General features: G+C 55.0%; 15 protein-coding genes and 1 pseudogene. 3 read left to right on the top strand and 13 right to left on the bottom strand.

The features are described from left to right. Nucleotides 1–57 precede the first annotated feature (57 nt). The gene (elyC, locus tag EC836_RS09690) at nucleotides 58–846 is read left to right on the top strand and encodes an envelope biogenesis factor ElyC (RefSeq protein WP_123332494.1); all 789 of its coding nucleotides are present in this window, start codon (nucleotides 58–60) and stop codon (nucleotides 844–846) included. Here the strand turns inward: elyC and EC836_RS09685 are convergent. The 13 genes and pseudogenes from EC836_RS09685 to serC all read right to left on the bottom strand — a co-directional run bounded on the left by EC836_RS09685 (nucleotide 823) and on the right by serC (nucleotide 14950). Then, nucleotides 823–1716, bottom strand: a complete 894-nt coding sequence (locus EC836_RS09685; RefSeq protein ID WP_123332493.1) for a YcbJ family phosphotransferase — start codon at nucleotides 1714–1716, stop codon at nucleotides 823–825. The genes elyC and EC836_RS09685 overlap by 24 nt on opposite strands. Before the next feature lie 137 nt (nucleotides 1717–1853). Beyond that, nucleotides 1854–2600, bottom strand: coding sequence for a 3-deoxy-manno-octulosonate cytidylyltransferase (gene kdsB / locus EC836_RS09680; RefSeq protein ID WP_123332491.1), 747 nt, complete (start codon nucleotides 2598–2600; stop codon nucleotides 1854–1856). After that, nucleotides 2597–2779 (bottom strand): Trm112 family protein, encoded by a 183-nt coding sequence (locus EC836_RS09675; RefSeq protein WP_105593439.1) that lies wholly within the window; start codon nucleotides 2777–2779, stop codon nucleotides 2597–2599. The genes kdsB and EC836_RS09675 overlap by 4 nt, the downstream gene beginning before the upstream one ends. A 79-nt stretch (nucleotides 2780–2858) precedes the next feature. Further along, nucleotides 2859–4082, bottom strand: a complete 1224-nt coding sequence (locus EC836_RS09670; protein ID WP_123332489.1) for a winged helix-turn-helix domain-containing protein — start codon at nucleotides 4080–4082, stop codon at nucleotides 2859–2861. Between the two features lie 62 nt (nucleotides 4083–4144). Further along, on the bottom strand, nucleotides 4145–5119 hold the full coding sequence (gene lpxK, locus EC836_RS09665; protein ID WP_123332487.1) for a tetraacyldisaccharide 4'-kinase: 975 nt from the start codon (nucleotides 5117–5119) through the stop codon (nucleotides 4145–4147). Continuing rightward, a complete protein-coding gene (msbA, locus tag EC836_RS09660) occupies nucleotides 5116–6864 on the bottom strand; it encodes a lipid A ABC transporter ATP-binding protein/permease MsbA (RefSeq protein WP_123332485.1) in 1749 nt (582 codons plus the stop codon). The genes lpxK and msbA overlap by 4 nt, the downstream gene beginning before the upstream one ends. Nucleotides 6865–6899: 35 nt before the next feature. Next, a complete protein-coding gene (locus EC836_RS24955) occupies nucleotides 6900–7658 on the bottom strand; it encodes a DNA internalization-related competence protein ComEC/Rec2 (RefSeq protein ID WP_233599253.1) in 759 nt (252 codons plus the stop codon). A gap of 41 nt (nucleotides 7659–7699) precedes the next feature. Continuing rightward, nucleotides 7700–9004 (bottom strand): annotated as a pseudogene (locus tag EC836_RS24950) (DNA internalization-related competence protein ComEC/Rec2). 395 nt (nucleotides 9005–9399) lie between these two features. Beyond that, complete coding sequence (gene ihfB / locus EC836_RS09650; RefSeq protein WP_105593444.1) at nucleotides 9400–9687, bottom strand: integration host factor subunit beta; 288 nt, start codon at nucleotides 9685–9687, stop codon at nucleotides 9400–9402. Between the two features lie 84 nt (nucleotides 9688–9771). Further along, on the bottom strand, nucleotides 9772–11445 hold the full coding sequence (gene rpsA, locus EC836_RS09645; RefSeq protein WP_123332483.1) for a 30S ribosomal protein S1: 1674 nt from the start codon (nucleotides 11443–11445) through the stop codon (nucleotides 9772–9774). A 151-nt stretch (nucleotides 11446–11596) separates the two neighbouring features. Further along, nucleotides 11597–12280: a (d)CMP kinase gene (gene cmk / locus EC836_RS09640; protein ID WP_123332481.1), complete on the bottom strand. Its 684-nt coding sequence runs from the start codon at nucleotides 12278–12280 to the stop codon at nucleotides 11597–11599. A 207-nt stretch (nucleotides 12281–12487) separates the two neighbouring features. Continuing rightward, nucleotides 12488–13774: a 3-phosphoshikimate 1-carboxyvinyltransferase gene (aroA, locus tag EC836_RS09635; RefSeq protein ID WP_123332479.1), complete on the bottom strand. Its 1287-nt coding sequence runs from the start codon at nucleotides 13772–13774 to the stop codon at nucleotides 12488–12490. A 90-nt stretch (nucleotides 13775–13864) separates the two neighbouring features. Beyond that, entirely contained in the window at nucleotides 13865–14950 is a 1086-nt protein-coding gene (gene serC / locus EC836_RS09630; protein ID WP_123332477.1) for a 3-phosphoserine/phosphohydroxythreonine transaminase, read from the bottom strand. Between the two features lie 73 nt (nucleotides 14951–15023). On the opposite strand from serC, the gene EC836_RS24610 reads away from it, so the two are divergent. After that, the gene (locus tag EC836_RS24610) at nucleotides 15024–15263 is read left to right on the top strand and encodes a hypothetical protein (RefSeq protein WP_148050363.1); all 240 of its coding nucleotides are present in this window, start codon (nucleotides 15024–15026) and stop codon (nucleotides 15261–15263) included. Further along, a complete protein-coding gene (gene ycaO, locus EC836_RS09625) occupies nucleotides 15260–17017 on the top strand; it encodes a 30S ribosomal protein S12 methylthiotransferase accessory factor YcaO (RefSeq protein ID WP_123332475.1) in 1758 nt (585 codons plus the stop codon). The genes EC836_RS24610 and ycaO overlap by 4 nt, the downstream gene beginning before the upstream one ends. Nucleotides 17018–17079: the final 62 nt, after the last annotated feature.

Below are 17079 nucleotides of genomic sequence, written 5' to 3'. Positions count from 1 at the left end.
TTCAGTCATCACGCGGCTTCCGGGTGATGTTTTTTCGGACAAAAGGAACCTGTTTTCATGCTTTTTACCTTAAAAAAAGTCATCGGTGGGCTGCTGCTTCCTTTGCCAGTGCTGCTGTTGCTGATGGCAGTGGGGATTTTGCTTCTCTGGTTCAGCCGCTGGCAGAAAAGTGGCAAAACGCTGATCTCCGCCGCGTGGCTGCTGTTACTGCTGCTGGGCCTGCAGCCGGTAGCCGACAGCCTGCTGCGGCCGTTGGAAAATCGCTGGCCCACCTGGCAAAACCAGCATCCGGTTGATTACGTTGTCGTCCTCGGCGGCGGTTACACCTGGAACCCGGAATGGGCACCCAGCTCCAACATGCTGAACAACAGCCTGCCGCGCCTGACGGAAGGCATTCGCATCTGGCAGGCCAACCCGGGCGCAAAAATGATCTTTACCGGCGCGGCGGCAAAAACTAATCCTCTGAGCACCGCTGAAGTGGGCTCACGCGTGGCGCAGTCATTGGGCGTGCCTGCGGAAGCCATTATTACCCTCGATAAACCGCGTGATACCGAAGAAGAAGCGCAGGAAGTGGCGAAAATTGTGGGCAAAAAATCCTTCGCGCTGGTGACCTCGGCCAGCCACCTGCCGCGGGCGATGGTGTTCTTCCAGCGTCAGGGATTGCAGCCGTGGCCCGCGCCGGCCAACCAGATGGCGATAGACTCCCCTATCAGCTACTGGGATAAAGTCACACCGTCGGCTTTATGGCTGGGGCACAGCGAGCGAGCGGCCTATGAGTGGATCGGACGACTCTGGCAGGCAATAAAGCCTGAGGCTTCACCCTCAGCGCAGCCAGGGCAGGAGTGAGGCTGCCGCAATATCAAAGCGTTGACGATCAAACTGGGCGGTAAAAATCAGCCGCTGCATCTCTTCCCATAGAATGTACAGCCAGCGGCGTGACACAAACTCCTCGGCTACCGGCGCACGCTGCAGGTAGCAGCTCAGCAGTTCCTCTCCCGTGGCGCTACCACACAGGGGATGGAGATCGAACTCGCGCGGGGCCCACAGCACGTTACCGGGGCTGACCAGCGCCAGCAGCTGGTCGCCCCGCGCATCTTTCAGGATGCTGCTGAGCGCCAGATTACCGTGAACCAGCACGCAGGGATCGTCAAAACCGTGAAACAGGGCTGCCAGATTTTCGCGGCTGCGGTACAGGATTTGCCGATCCTCCTGCGTCAGCTGGGCCGGTTTCAGATAGCTGAGCGTTGCCCATATCACCTCTACCCGCTGAGTATACCAGGCTGGCCAGCGGTTCCTCTGGGTGCTGTCCACCGTCCCAACCAACCCATGACTGTCGGTTTTATGCCAGCTGAGCAGTCCCTCAACGATTTGCTGCTGTAGCTGCTGCCAGCGGGTTGAGGTGCGTGACGGTGCCTCCACCGACACGCCGCCCATGCGTTCAATCAGCAAGACCTCATGCAGCGGCATCTGCTGGCTGATCACCAGACCGTAGATTGCCGGAACCCGCACCTGACCTTCACGCGCCAGCAGCGAAAGCTTGTGCGCCTCCTGGGCAGCAATACCTTTAATGCGGAAATATTTAGCGACCATCGGCAACGAGTAGCCGTTGTCATCGTAAAGCGTGTAGAGACTGGCATCAGGCTGGCGTTTAATACATTCAACGCGGCTGACCGGCTCACCCAGGACCAGTGCCAGTTCATTGCGAAGTTGTTCCATCTCTCCTCCTGTCAGATAAGAGGGCATACCCTGTGGTTAATGCGGGTACCTATGATGGCGCTGAGGCAGGGAATTTACCCCGTGCGGGATCAAATTCAGCTGAGAATCAGGGGCCGGCTAGCCCGGCCCCGCAGACGTTACTGCATCGCTTCGCGGACGCGAAGTAAATCCTCTGGCGTATCCACACCTACGCTGGGGATCGCTTTCGCGACATCAACGTGGATTTTCTCGCCGTACCACAGCACACGCAGCTGCTCCAGCAGCTCTATCTGCTCCAGCGGGCTGGCTTCCCAGCTGACATAGCGGCGGATAAACCCGGCACGGTAGCCGTAAATACCGATGTGTCGCAGGAAGGTATCGCCAATCTCGTCACGAGACGTGCTGAACCGCTCACGATCCCACGGAATGGTGGCCCGCGAGAAATAGAGCGCGTAGCCGTTAGCATCACGCACCACTTTAACCGCGTTCGGGTTAAACGCCTCTTCGGCAGAGGTAATCGGCACGGCCAGCGTCGCCATGCCCGCCGTGCTTCGAGCCAGATTGTCCGCAACCTGACGAATAATCACCGGTGGGATCATGGGCTCGTCACCCTGCACGTTGACGATGACCGCATCGTCCGGGAAGTTATACTTCTCAATCACTTCCGCCAGACGCTCAGTACCGGACTGATGATCGTGGCGCGTCATGCAGACTTCCCCGCCCGCAGCCTCAACTGCACGGGCTACATCCGCGTTATCGGTCGCCACAATGACCCGGTCCGCACCAGACTCAAGCGCGCGCTCCATAACGTGAACAACCATCGGCTTGCCGTGGATATCAACCAGCGGCTTACCCGGCAGGCGAGTGGAAGCAAAACGGGCAGGAATAATGGCGATAAAACTCATGGATGAGTCTCTTCCAGCGTCAGGGAGCGGGCTTCCACTTCCAGCAGAACAGGAATGCCGTCACGAACCGGATAGGCCAGACCGTCAGGCTTACAAATCAGCTCCTGCTGGTCTTTATTGAAGTACAGCTTACCGTGACAAACAGGGCAAGCGACGATTTCGAGTAAACGATGATCCATGGTTCCTCCGTAATGGACCCGGAATTACAGTAGGTAAAGAATACCATAGCTGCCGCCGGTGCTGTTGCTAACTTCGGGATTAATCACTCTCCGGCACAGTGGGCCAGACGGTGGGCCAGCGGTGCGCTAACTCTGGCGGTATTTTCTCCAGCCTGACGTGTTCCGCCCCCTGCCAGCGGGCAAAGCGAGTCAGCGCGCGCTGTAAATCATCCAGCAGCAGCTGGCTGATGCGCGTATCGGGTTCCAGCCACAGCTCCCTGACCTGTAAAACGCGATCTTTACGCAGCATGCGGGCATCCAGCCGCCCCTTTAAGGCGCCGCGATGCAAGATCGGCAGAACAAAATAGCCATACTGCCGCTTGGCTTCGGGGGTATAACATTCAAGTCGATAATCGAAATCAAACAGTTCTGAAGCCCGCTTGCGGTGCCAGACCAGCGGATCGAACGGTGAAAGGATCGCGGTGTGCGTCGCCGCCTGCGGGTTTTCCAACTGCGAATAGCGGGTGTGATGAACGTAAAGCTGGCCGAGTTTCTCAACCCTTACCTCACAAATCCGCCCCTGTTCCAGCCATTGCGCGAGCTGTGTGGCTACCGGTGCACGCTTAAGCCGGTAGTAGTCCGCCAGCCATGACGGATGGAAAATACCGAGGCTGGCCGCACTGCGGTCCAGCATCTGCTGCACCGCGACCTCTTCGCTCAACGCATGCAGCCGGTCGTCCCAGTTCGGCATCATTCTCTGGCGCAGATCGTACACCCGCTGGAAATTCCGTCGCTCAGTGACCATTAACTCCCCGGCGCTGAACAGATTTTCCAGATGACGTTTGTGCGGCTTCCACGACCACCAGCCCGGCTTCTGGCCCGGCAGAGCGTCAAAATCGGCAGACCGGACCGGTCCTCTTTCGCGGATATGCTCCAGGAGCCCGGAGATCTCCTGCTGATGCCCATCCACCCAGGCCTGATTGTATTTCCAGCCGAGCGCGTCAGGGTTCAGCATGCGGTGGCGCAGCAGAGGATAATCCTCGATGGGAATAAAACAGGCCTCATGCGCCCAGTATTCAAACAGCTGTTTTTGAGCCAGCGCCTGTTCCAGCCACTCAGCGGGATACTCGCCAAGGCGGCTGAACAGCACCAGATAAGGACTGCGCGCCACCACGTGAATGGTATCGATTTGCAGCAAAGACATTTGCCGGATGCTGGCGAGCAGATCCTCAAATCGGGCTTTGCCGCGGACCGGGCGTAACAATCCCTGCGCCGCCAGCTGTATCTGGCGAGCCTGAATCAGAGAAAGGTTTGAAGACATCATGGCGCGACCCCGTCAAAGACAAGTTTTAGTTTAGCGCCGATCGGCTGAAGGAGCGTTAAGGGTTAGCCATTGCACAGCGCCAGAATTCGAGCCAGTAGCGGATCGGCTTCTGACACAGCGGCATCCACCGGTAAATACCACCAGTTGGGGCTGGCAAAAGCGCGGGCCTTCACCGCATCTTTTTCAGTCATCAATAGCGTCTGCCCGGGTTTCACCAGTGCATTAAGTGCCCCTGCGCTGTAATTCTGATGATCGGCAAACGCAACCTCTTTTACCGGAGAGATGCCCAGTTTGCGAAGCGTATTAAAGAATCGTGGCGGATGGCCGATACCCGCCATCGCTATCACGTTATCCAGCGTCAGCGCATCATGCTTAGCACCCGAAAGCAGGTTAATCGCCGGACCAGGCACCAGCTGCATCGCCAGCTCACCCGGATGCGGCACGCCGCCGTTATTGATGACGGCCGACACGGTTTTCAGCCGACCGGTGCGCTCACGCATCGGCCCCGCCGGTAGCCACCAGCCGTTGCCAAAACGTCGCTCGCCATCAACCACCACAATCTCAATATCACGCGCCAGGGCGTAATGCTGCAATCCGTCGTCGGTGACGATAATGTCTATCTGACCTGCTGCCAGCAAAGCCTCAACGGCCTCGCGGCGGCTGGGAGAAACCGCTACGGCAGCCCCGGTACGCTGATAAATCAGCACCGGTTCATCACCGGCTTCAGCGGTACGGGTTTCCACATCCAGCACCAGAGGATAGCGAGCCGCCTTGCCGCCATAGCCACGCGAGACAACGCCAACCCGCAAACCTCGCTGCTGCAGGGCCTGCACCAGCCAGATAACCACCGGTGTTTTGCCATTGCCACCGGCGGTGAGATTACCCACCACCACCACCGGAACCGGCGCGCGCCACGCTTTGCGCCAGCCCCGGACGTAACTCAGGCGCAGCAGGTTGCTGATGAGTCCGTACAGCAGACTGAGCGGCAACAGCAGCACATAAAGCGCAGAGCGGCCGCTCCAGATGCGTTCAATCATTTACCAAACTGCATCTTATAAAGCTGTGCATAGGCACCGCGTTCAGCCAGCAGCGATTCGTGGCTGCCGCGCTCGACAATCTGTCCGTCTTCCACCACCACAATCTCATCGGCTTTTTCGATAGTCGACAAACGGTGAGCGATAACCAGCGAAGTGCGGTTTTTCTGCAGTTCATCCAGCGCGGCCTGAATCGCACGTTCGGATTCCGTATCCAGCGCCGATGTAGCTTCATCAAGAATCAGCACCGGGCAGTCGCGCAGCAGCGCGCGCGCAATCGCGATACGCTGACGCTGACCACCGGAAAGCAGCACGCCGTTTTCACCAATCACGGTGTCCAGGCCATGTTCCATTTTACCGATAAAGTCCATCGCATGGGCCATGACAGCCGCCTTCTCAATATCTTCACGGCTGTACTGATCGCCGCGTGCATAGGCGATATTGTTAGCGATAGTGTCGTTAAACAGATGCACATTCTGTGAAACCAGCGCCACCTGATTACGCAGCGACGACAGGGTATATTCACGCAGTTCGTGGCCATCCATCAGAATCTCGCCCTGTTGGATATCGTAGAAGCGCGTCAGCAGGCTGGCGATAGTGGACTTGCCGGAGCCTGAACGCCCGACCAGAGCAACCGTTTTTCCTGCCGGAATATTGAGATTAATGTTCTTCAGTGCGGGAATATCACGCCCCGGATAGGCGAAGGTCACATTACGGAACTCGATATCGCCCTTCACGCGCTCGACGGTGCGGGTGCCTTTGTCATTTTCCTGCTCGCTGTCCAGAATCGAGAACAGCGTCTGGCAGGCCGCCATTCCACGCTGGAACTGGGCGTTAACGTTGGTCAGTGATTTGAGCGGACGCATCAGCGCAATCATTGAGGAGAACACAACGGTGATCGTACCGGCGGTCAGCGTTTCCATCACGCTTGGGAAGCTTGCAGCATAAAGAACAAAGGCCAGAGCCAGGGAGGCAATCAGCTGAATAATCGGGTCAGAGATAGATGACGCCGAGACCAGTTTCATGCCCTGTTGGCGCATACGGTTGCTGACGCGATCGAAGCGCTCACTTTCGATCTGCTGTCCGCCAAAAATCAGCACTTCTTTGTGCCCTTTCAGCATCTGCTCGGCGCTGGTGGTGACCTGCCCCATGGTGTTCTGCATGTTCTTGCTGATATTACGGAAGCGTTTTGACACGCTGCGAATGGCAAAGGATACGATAGGTGCCAGAACAATCAGGATCAGCGACAGCTGCCAGCTGTAATAGAACATCATGATAAACAGGCCAATAATCGAGGCCCCTTCACGCACAACGGTCACCAGCGCGCTGGAAGAAGAAGACGCGACCTGCTCAGAATCATAGGTAATGCGTGAAAGCAGCGTTCCCGTTGACTGCTGATCGAAAAATGAGACCGGCATGCCCATCATATGGCTGAACAGTCTGCGGCGCATGCCCATAACTACATTTCCGGACACCCAGGATATACAGTAGCTTGAGACATAGCTGGTAATACCGCGAATCAGCATCAGACCAATAACGGCCAGCGGCATCCATATCAGAACAGAACTATCCGCCTTGCCAAAACCATCATCGAGTAAAGGCTTCAGCAGTGACAGCATAAGCGTATCGCCCGCCGCGTTAAGGATCAGCGCGACAGCGGCCACAAATAATCCCGCCTTGTAAGGCACAATCATTGGCCAGAGACGACGAAATGTCTGCCAGGTTGAGAGATCTTTATCCAGATGCATTATTTAACCAGCTTTAGTTGAAATAGCCGCTCATTCTACCTGGATTCCCTGGGTACGCCAAACCACTGATGGTACCAACGGTTCATTATTTGTTCTCTTAGCCCTAAAAGATGCCAGTTATCAACGAAAAAACGCGCACTAATCTGCCCGGAAAGCGCGGTATCACGCCAGATGATGTGATTTTCGCTATAGCGCGCAATTATTTTCGCTGCGGGAAGCCGCCATGCACTGTAGCGTGCCGCAGACGCGATGGCGGCCTTCGGTGCTACCGCGCGCAGCAGCGGCGGGGTTGATGAGGTACGGCTGCCGTGATGCGGAACCTGTAACAGATCCGCAGCCAGTGCGGCGCGTTGCCCGGCGACGAGCCGCAGCTCTGCCTCGCGTTCAATATCCCCGGTCAACAGCACGCGCCAGCGTCCGTCGCTGACCGCGACCACGCAGGACTGATTATTGCCCTCTCCCGGCATCTCCTCTGGCGGCCACAGCGCTTTAAAGCTCAGTCCCTGCCAGCGCCAGCTGACATTCCGGTAACAGGGAAAATGGCCGGGGCGCTTCAACGCGCTACGCACTCGCGCATAGGGAAACGCAGACTGAATGCTCGGCAGCCCGCCAATATGATCCAGATGGGCGTGGCTGATGACCACATCGGTCAGCATTAATCCCTGCCATTCCAGCCAGGGAATAATCTGACTGTGGGCAACATCCCCTCCCGGCCAGCGATTGCCGGTATCGTATAAAACGGCTTTGCCATGCCGTGAAATCACCACGGCTAATCCATGGCCGACATCCAGCATATCCACACGCCATTCGGGTCTGGCGCTAAAATCCCGCCAACTCAACAATAATAAAGTACAGGCAGTATGCTGGCCGGGGAGCTTCGCCACCAGCCGAAGCGCAGTGCTAGCAGCAGCAGCCAGCACACCAGCGAAACGGCTGCGAGCGTGTTCTCCAAATGAAACCAGCCGTTGGGCAGTTGCTGCAAAGGGAAAAAGACCAGTGCCAGTGAGCGATCGGCCAGCCACCAGATAAAGGGGCCAACCGACGGCACGATGTTAAGCAACAGAGACGTCAGTATCAGCGGCACGGTAATCAGGGAAATCAGCGGCACGGCCCAGAGGTTAGCGACGAGTGCACTCAGACTGAAACCGTGAAAAATAAACACCTGCAGCGGCATTAACAGCAGCAGCATGCCCAATTGCAAATGCAGCAGGCGAAGCGGCAGCCAGCGCTTCCCTCGGCGGAAACGGATGGGCAACGCAAAGCTTTGATACCAGATCAGCAAGCCTGCCACGGCCAGCGCAGACATCCACAGACTGTCTGACAGAACGCTAAGCGGTTCCAGAAACAGGATCATCGCAATACAAAACAGCCAGACCTGCCAACTGCTGCAGTTAATCCCCTTCAGCCTCAGCGCACTCCACGTCAACAGTGCCAGCATGGCCCGCATCGCTGGCGGATTGCTGCCGGAAAGCTAGCAGTAGAGCAATGCCACCAGCAGACTGCTGTACAAAGGGAAGCGATAGCCAATCAGCCAGGCTGGGAAAAAGAACTGAATGAGTCTGGCAAGCAGCCAGCCGAAGCCTGCTGCCAGGCCAATCTGCATCCCGGCGATGGCCATCAGATGCGCCGTACCCGTTTCCCTTAACAGCTGGGTGATTTCCCGGGCTACCTCAGAACGGTCGCCAAACGCCAGCGCGGAAATCAGAGCCTTCCAGGGTAAATGTCCATAGCTTTGCCGGGCAGAATTCATCAGGGTACTGCGCCAGCTGCACTGAGGCTGCCGCACCTTCGCATTAATAACCCGCCCCGTCAGCGGCATGCTATTTGCCAGAGTAAATCGTTGGCGATCGAACCCACCTTCATTGAGTTGAGCATGCACGGGGCGCAGTGCCAGCGTCATATCCCAACGCTGCCCCGGGCAGAAGGCCTGCTCGCCGTTGGGTAATCGCAAGGAAGCATAAATCGGCGGGAAAATAAGCCGATCATCCCGACGGAACAGGCGCACTCTGGCACGTTCACCGCCGGGCAGGACGGTGTCAATTTGCACTTCAACCCGCACGGTACCCTGAGTCAGCGATTCAATTTGCTCCTGGAGAGATCGTGCGGTATTCAGCGGCCAGAGAGATAAGAACAAGGCCATTGCGGTAATTATGGCAATTCGCCGACGGCTGCGCATCAACAAAAATGAAAGCGCGAGTGCCGTGATGTCGTAACTATAGCCGGGTATTCGCGGCATGACCGTGAGCGGCAACGTGCCGATAATAAGACTGCCCGCCAGCTGTGTTGCTGTTATTCGCATGTTCCCTCCCTGGTACCTGACAGAGTGTGCCATGCAGGGGAAAAACGGGCATCAGCGCAGTATCGGGGCTCAGAGACAGGCCGCAAACTTTTTCTGTTTTGCAGTAATCAGAAAGGAATATTGTGTGCTGGGTTCCGATTCTACAATGCGGCTTGTCACCGTATCGCCGCCGAATCACCGAATTACAGCCAAAAAAAAAACGACACCGAAGTGTCGTTTTTATCGTTTCGTCGCTATCAGCTGCCGTAGATATTGGCGCGATCGCGCAGTTCTTTACCTGGCTTGAAGTGTGGAACGTATTTACCTTCCAACTCCACTTTATCGCCCGTTTTCGGGTTACGGCCGGTACGAGGTGCACGATAATGCAAAGAGAAGCTGCCAAATCCCCGGATTTCAATGCGTTCGCCCTGCGACAGGGTCGTCGCCATATGCTCAAGCATCTCTTTTACCGCATCCTCAACGACTTTCGCCGGAATATGAGAGTGCTGGCCAGCAAGTCGTTCAATAAGTTCTGACTTGGTCATAAAACCTCCGGTTAATCCCTTGTAGGAATAGCTCTGGCAGTTATCGACGATACAGGGCAGCTTACGCTGCCCTTAAAGCGAAGATTACTCGCCTTTAGCTGCTTTGAAAGCTTCAGCCATAGCGTTAGAGAAGTTGCCTTCTTCCTGTTTGGTGTTAACAGTATTGATGGCTTCTTTCTCGTCGGCCTGGTCTTTCGCACGAACAGACAGGCTAACAACGCGGTTTTTACGGTCAACACCGGTGAATTTGGCTTCAACATCGTCGCCAACATTCAGAACCAGAGTTGCGTCTTCAACGCGGTCCAGCGAGGCTTCAGAAGCACGCAGGTAACCTTCAACGCCGTCAGCTAATTCAACTGTAGCACCTTTAGCGTCAACTGCAGTCACTTTACCGTTAACAATTGCACCTTTCTTGTTCAGAGAGATGTAGTTGTTGAACGGGTCTTCTGCCAGCTGCTTAACGCCCAGGGAGATACGCTCGCGCTCTGCGTCAACCTGCAGAACCACAGCTGCGATTTCGTCACCTTTCTTGTATTCACGAACTGCTTCTTCTCCGGTAGCGTTCCAGGAGATGTCAGACAGGTGAACCAGGCCGTCGATGCCGCCGTCCAGGCCGATGAAGATACCGAAGTCAGTGATTGACTTGATTTTACCTTCAACACGGTCGCCCTTGTTGTGGGTTTCTGCGAACTGCTGCCATGGGTTAGATTTGCACTGCTTCAGACCCAGGGAGATACGACGACGTTCTTCGTCGATGTCCAGAACCATAACTTCAACAACATCGCCCACGTTAACAACTTTAGATGGGTGAATGTTTTTGTTGGTCCAGTCCATTTCAGAAACGTGTACCAGGCCTTCAACGCCTTCTTCGATTTCAACGAAGCAGCCGTAGTCGGTCAGGTTGGTTACACGACCAGTCAGCTTGGTGCCTTCTGGGTAACGTTTCGCGATAGCAACCCATGGATCTTCGCCCAGCTGCTTCAGACCCAGAGAAACACGGGTACGCTCGCGGTCGAATTTCAGCACTTTCACGTTGATTTCGTCGCCAACATTGACGATTTCGCTTGGATGCTTAACGCGTTTCCAGGCCATGTCAGTGATGTGCAGAAGGCCGTCAACGCCGCCCAGATCAACGAATGCACCGTAGTCAGTCAGGTTCTTAACGATACCTTTAACTTCCATGCCTTCCTGCAGGTTTTCCAGCAGCTGATCGCGCTCTGCGCTGTTCTCGGATTCGATAACCGCACGACGTGAAACAACCACGTTGTTGCGCTTCTGATCCAGCTTGATTACTTTGAACTCAAGCTCTTTGCCTTCCAGGTGCAGAGTATCACGCACTGGACGCACGTCTACCAGTGAACCTGGCAGGAACGCACGAATACCGTTCAGCTCAACTGTGAAGCCACCTTTAACTTTGCCGTTGATAATACCGGTAACAGTTTCAGCATCTTCGTAAGCTTTTTCCAGCGTGATCCAAGCTTCGTGACGTTTAGCTTTCTCACGGGACAGCAGGGTTTCACCGAAGCCGTCTTCCACTGCATCCAGTGCAACGTCTACTTCGTCGCCAACCTGGATTTCCAGTTCGCCGGCTGCGTTTTTGAACTGCTCTGCAGGAATTGCAGATTCAGATTTCAGGCCCGCATCAACCAGAACAACGTCTTTGTCAATAGCAACAACGACGCCACGAACGATGGAACCCGGACGGGTTTCGATTGTTTTCAGGGATTCTTCAAATAGTTGAGCAAAAGATTCAGTCATATTGATAATCTTCAGGATTCTTCAATTTAACGTCCACCTGACATCCTGACGGGTGGGGTTGTTTCACATGCCCCATGACATCCATATCACAGGGTTAATTAAATTTTGCGGACAGAAACACAGTATAGTGCACTGCCGTCGGACTTACCTATTACGCGATGGCAAGCTTTTCTCGCGCATATTTTAGCGCAACTTCAATGACCTGCTCAATAGACATTGTTGTCGAATCAAGCACTAAAGCGTCATCAGCCGGCACCAGAGGTGCTATAGCGCGGTTACGATCGCGCTCATCACGTTCTTTTATCTCGGATAAAAGGCGCTCAAAGTTAACACTAAAGCCTTTTTCCTGCAACTGTAGCATACGGCGGTGCGCACGCTCTTCTGAACTGGCATCCAGGAAAATTTTAACCGGTGCATCCGGGAACACTACCGTACCCATATCCCGCCCATCGGCGATCAGACCCGGAAGTTCACGGAAACCGCGCTGGCGACGCAACAGAGCTTCACGCACGCGAGGAAACGCGGCAACTTTGGAGGCGGTGTTGCTGACATCCTGAGTACGAATTTCTCCGGACACGTCCTCACCTTCCAGGATGACTTCCATCTCGCCCTGACTGGACACAAAACGCACATCGAGATGTGCTGCCATCGGAACCAGCGCTTCTTCAGAAGTAATATCAACCTGGTGATGCAATGCTGCCAGTGCCAGCACGCGATAAATTGCGCCAGAATCCAACAGGTGCCACTGCAATGCTTCGGCCATCGCTTTACATAATGTGCCTTTACCCGCACCACTTGGGCCATCAATGGTGATCACTGGGGCTATTGCCGTCATGTCGTTCTCCTGTCGGTGGAATGCCTGTGGCTACCAATGCCCAGACAAATGTCGTCGCGCATTATACGCTGCAAAAACGGGGATAGTTACCCCTTAAACATAGTCAGCTGCAAAATTTTAGGCAGGTTCAATCAACAGGCGGGGATGCAGCAGGAGACAAGGAGAGGAACGCATTTCCGCCGCAACAACGTGCGGCGGAATGGTCCGTTATGCCAGCTGGCTGATACGGGCAAGCTGTTCGAAGTAGTCCGGGAAAGTTTTCGCGGTACATTTCGGGTCAAGAATGGTAACCGGCGTACTCGAAAGCGCGACCAGCGAGAAGCACATCGCCATACGGTGATCGTTATAGGTGCCAATCTCCGCATACTGAATCGCCGCAGGTGGCGTGATGCGAATGTAGTCGTGGCCCTCTTCAACCTCAGCACCAACTTTACGCAGCTCGATCGCCATTGCTGCCAGGCGGTCGGTTTCTTTCACTCGCCAGTTGTAAATGTTGCGCATGACCGTGGTGCCGTTGGCAAACAGCGCGGCGGTCGCAATGGTCATTGCTGCATCGGGAATGTGGTTCATATCCAGATCGATGGCGTTCAGTTCGCCGCGCGTACAGGCAATGAAATCATCGCCCCATTCAATGCTGGCACCCATTTTTTCCAGCACGTCGGCGAAACGAATATCGCCCTGCATGCTCTTACGGCCAATACCGGTGACTTTAACGGTGCCGCCTTTGATGGCCGCAGCGGCAAGGAAGTAGGACGCAGATGACGCATCGCCTTCAACCAGATAATCACCCGGGGCCTGGTACTGCTGCTGTCCACGGATGTGGAACGCGCGGTAACTGTCGTTCTCAACCTCAATACCAAAGGTTGCCATCAGATTGAGGGTGATATCAATATACGGTTTTGATACGAGTTCGCCTTTAATAGAGATATGCGTATCGTTTGCAGCCAGCGGAGCCGTCATCAGCAGTGCAGTCAGGAACTGACTGGATACGCTACCGTCAACGGACACATCGCCGCCGCTAAAACCGCCCTTCAGACGCAGTGGCGGATAGTCTTCCTGTTCCAGATACTCAATGACCGCACCGCCCTGTCTTAGCGCATCAACTAGATGACCAATCGGGCGCTCTTTCATGCGTGGCTCACCGGTCAGCACAATATCATTGCTGCCGAGGCACAGCGCAGCGGCCAGCGGACGCATCGCCGTTCCGGCATTGCCGAGAAACAGTTCCAGCGCCCCTTCAGCCTTCAGCGCGCCACCCTGACCCACCACTTCACACACCGTGCGGTCAGCAGACAGCGTGTAGCGAACGCCAAGCAGCTGCAAAGCGTTGAGCATGTGGCGAACGTCATCACTGTCCAGCAGGTTAGTCAAACGGGTGGTGCCATTAGCCAGTGCAGCCAGCAGAAGAGCGCGGTTCGATACACTCTTGGAACCAGGAAGGTTAACGGTGCCGTTGACCAGGGCGATAGGTTGTAACGTCAGGGAATCCTGCATGTGAAACGTACTCTCCAAAAAAATCACAATGAAACCCCGCAGCGAGGCGGGGTTTCAGATAAAAAACGTACTGCAGTCTTGGCTAAAAACTTAACCGTGACGACGTTCAAAGTCGATCATGAAATCGGTCAGCGTCTTGATGCCTTCCAGCGGCATCGCATTATAAATTGAAGCACGCATACCGCCGACCACGCGATGGCCTTTCAGCGCATGCAGGCCATGTGCGAATGACTCTTCGAGGAACAGCTTATCCAGCGACGCATCGGCCAGCTGGAAAGGCACGTTCATGCGTGAACGGTTTGCTAAGGCGACATCATTACGATAGAAGTCGCTGTTATCAATGGTGCCGTACAGCAGATCGGCTTTCAGCTGGTTGCGCTTGTCCATTTCAGACACACCGCCCTGCTCTTTCAGCCACTTGAATACCAGACCAGAAAGATACCAGGCAAAGGTAGGCGGCGTGTTGAACATAGAGTCGTTATCGGCCAGCACCTTGTAATCAAGGATAGAAGGCAGCTCTTTGCGCGCCTGGCCTAACAGATCTTCACGGACGACAACCAGCGTCAATCCAGCCGGGCCGATGTTTTTCTGAGCGCCGGCATACAGCACGCCGTAGCGGCTGACGTCAATTGGTGAGGACAAAATGGTTGAGGAGAGATCGGCAACAACCAGCTTGTCGCCAAAATCAGGCGTTTCACTGATGGCGATACCATCAATAGTTTCATTCGGGCAGTAGTGAACGTAGGCTGCGTCATCGGACAGTGCCCAGCTGCTCATCGGCGCGATGCCACGCAGACCATCAACGGTGGTCTTAGCGTCGATTACGTTCGGCGTGCAGTACTTCTGCGCTTCTTTCACTGCGCTGGCCGCCCAGTAGCCGCCGTCGACGTAGTCTGCGGACGTATGGCTACCCAGCAGGTTCATCGGAACTGCGGCAAACTGCGCGCGTGCGCCACCGTGGCAGAATAAAACTTTGTAGTTGGAGGGGATTTTCAGCAGATCGCGAAAATCTTTTTCTGCCTCTTCCGCCACCTGAATAAATTCCTTACTGCGGTGGCTGATCTCCATTACGGAGGTTCCTAATCCCTGCCAGTTGCAGAGTTCCTGCTCAGCACGACGGAGCACTTCTACCGGCAGCATTGCCGGGCCAGAGCTAAAATTGAAAACCTGACTCATTTCCCCTCACCACTTTCAGATCAATCGGTTTTGATTCCTTTATCGGTTTTATCATTGCCTCCCCGATGCTGCAATGATTTATCCGGTCAACCGACCAGTTTTCAGGCCGCGCCCGCAACAGCTTGTAGGGGAAATGAAACAGCACACGATATTTTGTGAGGCATTTTACAGCACAGGAAACACCTCTGTTACTGTTTCGGCGGAATATGGCATTCTTCAGCAGATGAATTTTTGGTTGCCGGATGGCGATTCCAGCGGAAAACCCGTATCATTGCGCGCTTTCCGCACAATCCATAACGAGTGGGCAAAATGACTCAAACTTATATTCCAGGCAAAGACGCCGCGTTGGAAGATTCCATCGCGCGCTTTCAGCAAAAATTACAGGATCTGGGCTTCAATATTGAAGAAGCATCCTGGCTGAATCCGGTTCCCAATGTCTGGTCAGTGCATATTCGCGATCGCGACTGCCCACTGTGCTTCACCAACGGTAAAGGCGCCAGCAAAAAAGCGGCGCTGGCTTCCGCGCTGGGTGAATACTTCGAACGCCTTTCTACCAACTATTTCTTTGCCGACTTCTGGCTGGGCAAGCAGATCGCCAATGGCGATTTCGTTCACTATCCTAATGAAAAGTGGTTCCCGCTGCCTGAAGATGACCAGCTGCCGGAGGGTATTCTTGATGCACGCCTGCGTAAATTCTACGATCCGGAAAACGAGCTCAGCGCTGGCGATCTGATCGACCTGCAGTCCGGTAATGCCGAGCGCGGGATTGTTGGCCTGCCGTTCACACGTCAGTCAGACCAGCAGACGGTGTACATTCCGATGAACATCATCGGCAACCTTTACGTATCCAACGGCATGTCAGCGGGCAACACGGCTAACGAGGCCCGCGTACAGGGTCTGTCTGAAGTCTTTGAGCGCTATATTAAGAATCGCATTATTGCTGAATCCATCAGCCTGCCGGCGATTCCACAGGATGTGCTGAACCGCTACCCTGGCGTGGTTGAAGCCATCGATCGTCTTGAAGCCGAGGGCTTCCCAATCTTCTCCTACGATGCATCCCTGGGTGGAAAATACCCGGTGATCTGCGTGGTGCTGTTTAACCCTGAAAACGGAACCTGCTTCGCTTCCTTCGGCGCGCATCCTGATTTCGGCGTGGCGCTGGAACGTACCGTGACCGAACTGCTGCAGGGCCGCGGACTGAAGGATCTGGATGTCTTCACGCCGCCAACCTTTGACGATGAAGAAGTTGCCGAGCACGCTAACCTTGAAACCCACTTTATCGATTCGAGCGGTCTGATCTCCTGGGACCTGTTCAAAGACGACGCCGACTATTCGTTTGCTGACTGGAGCTTCAAAGGTACAACGGAAGAAGAGTTCGCCACGCTGATGGCAATCTTCGATGCGGAAGGCCAGGAAGTTTACATCGCCGACTATCAACATCTTGATGTTTACGCCTGCCGTATCATTGTGCCGGGTATGTCAGATATCTATCCTGCGGAAGATCTGCTGCTGGCTAACAACAGCATGGGTGCCTACCTGCGCGATACCCTGCTCAACCTGCCTGACAGCAGTTGGGAAAAAGAAGACTACCTGGCGCTGCTGGAACAACTGGATGAAGATGGCCATGACGACTTCACCCGCGTCCGTGAGCTGCTGGGTCTGGCGACCGGCAAAGATAACGGCTGGTACACGCTGCGTATCGGTGAACTGAAGGCGATGCTGGCCCTGGCTGGTGGTGACCTCGATCAGGCGCTGATCTGGACCGAATGGACGATGGAGTTTAATCAGTCAATCTTCAGCCCGGCGCGAGCGAACTACTACCGCTGCCTGCAGACTCTGCTGCTGCTGAGCCAGGAAGATGAGCGTGACCCACTACAGTACCATACGGCATTCGTACGTATGTACGGCCAGGAAGCGGTAGATAACGCTTCAGCTGCCATTAGCGGGGAAGCGCCATTCTACGGTCTGCAAAATGTGGACAGCGACCTGCTGGCATTTCCGGCACATCAGTCTCTGCTGGCGGCTTATGAGAAATTACAGGCGGCAAAACGCCGCTACTGGAAATAAATCTCAAGCGAAGCCAAATAGCGTCAGATGCGGATTATTTTTTCCCGAAAATGTACCGCAGG

The organism is Erwinia sp. JUb26 (assembly GCF_003751505.1).
Classification (GTDB): Bacteria; Pseudomonadota; Gammaproteobacteria; order Enterobacterales; family Enterobacteriaceae; genus Erwinia.
Note: the sequence above shows the minus strand (reverse complement) of the source record. Positions and strands in the feature narration are given on the sequence as shown.

Excerpts from the sequence above, each read along its gene's own strand:
- EC836_RS24610 (WP_148050363.1), top strand. The coding sequence starts at position 15,024 with ATGATTTATCCGGTCAACCGACCAGTTTTCAGGCCGCGCCCGCAACAG.
- ycaO (WP_123332475.1), top strand. The coding sequence starts at position 15,260 with ATGACTCAAACTTATATTCCAGGCAAAGACGCCGCGTTGGAAGATTCC.
- msbA (WP_123332485.1), bottom strand. The coding sequence starts at position 6,864 with ATGCATCTGGATAAAGATCTCTCAACCTGGCAGACATTTCGTCGTCTC.
- aroA (WP_123332479.1), bottom strand. The coding sequence starts at position 13,774 with ATGCAGGATTCCCTGACGTTACAACCTATCGCCCTGGTCAACGGCACC.
- EC836_RS09670 (WP_123332489.1), bottom strand. The coding sequence starts at position 4,082 with ATGATGTCTTCAAACCTTTCTCTGATTCAGGCTCGCCAGATACAGCTG.
- ihfB (WP_105593444.1), bottom strand. The coding sequence starts at position 9,687 with ATGACCAAGTCAGAACTTATTGAACGACTTGCTGGCCAGCACTCTCAT.
- EC836_RS09685 (WP_123332493.1), bottom strand. The coding sequence starts at position 1,716 with ATGGAACAACTTCGCAATGAACTGGCACTGGTCCTGGGTGAGCCGGTC.
- EC836_RS09675 (WP_105593439.1), bottom strand. The coding sequence starts at position 2,779 with ATGGATCATCGTTTACTCGAAATCGTCGCTTGCCCTGTTTGTCACGGT.
- rpsA (WP_123332483.1), bottom strand. The coding sequence starts at position 11,445 with ATGACTGAATCTTTTGCTCAACTATTTGAAGAATCCCTGAAAACAATC.
- kdsB (WP_123332491.1), bottom strand. The coding sequence starts at position 2,600 with ATGAGTTTTATCGCCATTATTCCTGCCCGTTTTGCTTCCACTCGCCTG.
- EC836_RS24955 (WP_233599253.1), bottom strand. The coding sequence starts at position 7,658 with ATGCTGGATGTCGGCCATGGATTAGCCGTGGTGATTTCACGGCATGGC.
- cmk (WP_123332481.1), bottom strand. The coding sequence starts at position 12,280 with ATGACGGCAATAGCCCCAGTGATCACCATTGATGGCCCAAGTGGTGCG.
- elyC (WP_123332494.1), top strand. The coding sequence starts at position 58 with ATGCTTTTTACCTTAAAAAAAGTCATCGGTGGGCTGCTGCTTCCTTTG.
- lpxK (WP_123332487.1), bottom strand. The coding sequence starts at position 5,119 with ATGATTGAACGCATCTGGAGCGGCCGCTCTGCGCTTTATGTGCTGCTG.
- serC (WP_123332477.1), bottom strand. The coding sequence starts at position 14,950 with ATGAGTCAGGTTTTCAATTTTAGCTCTGGCCCGGCAATGCTGCCGGTA.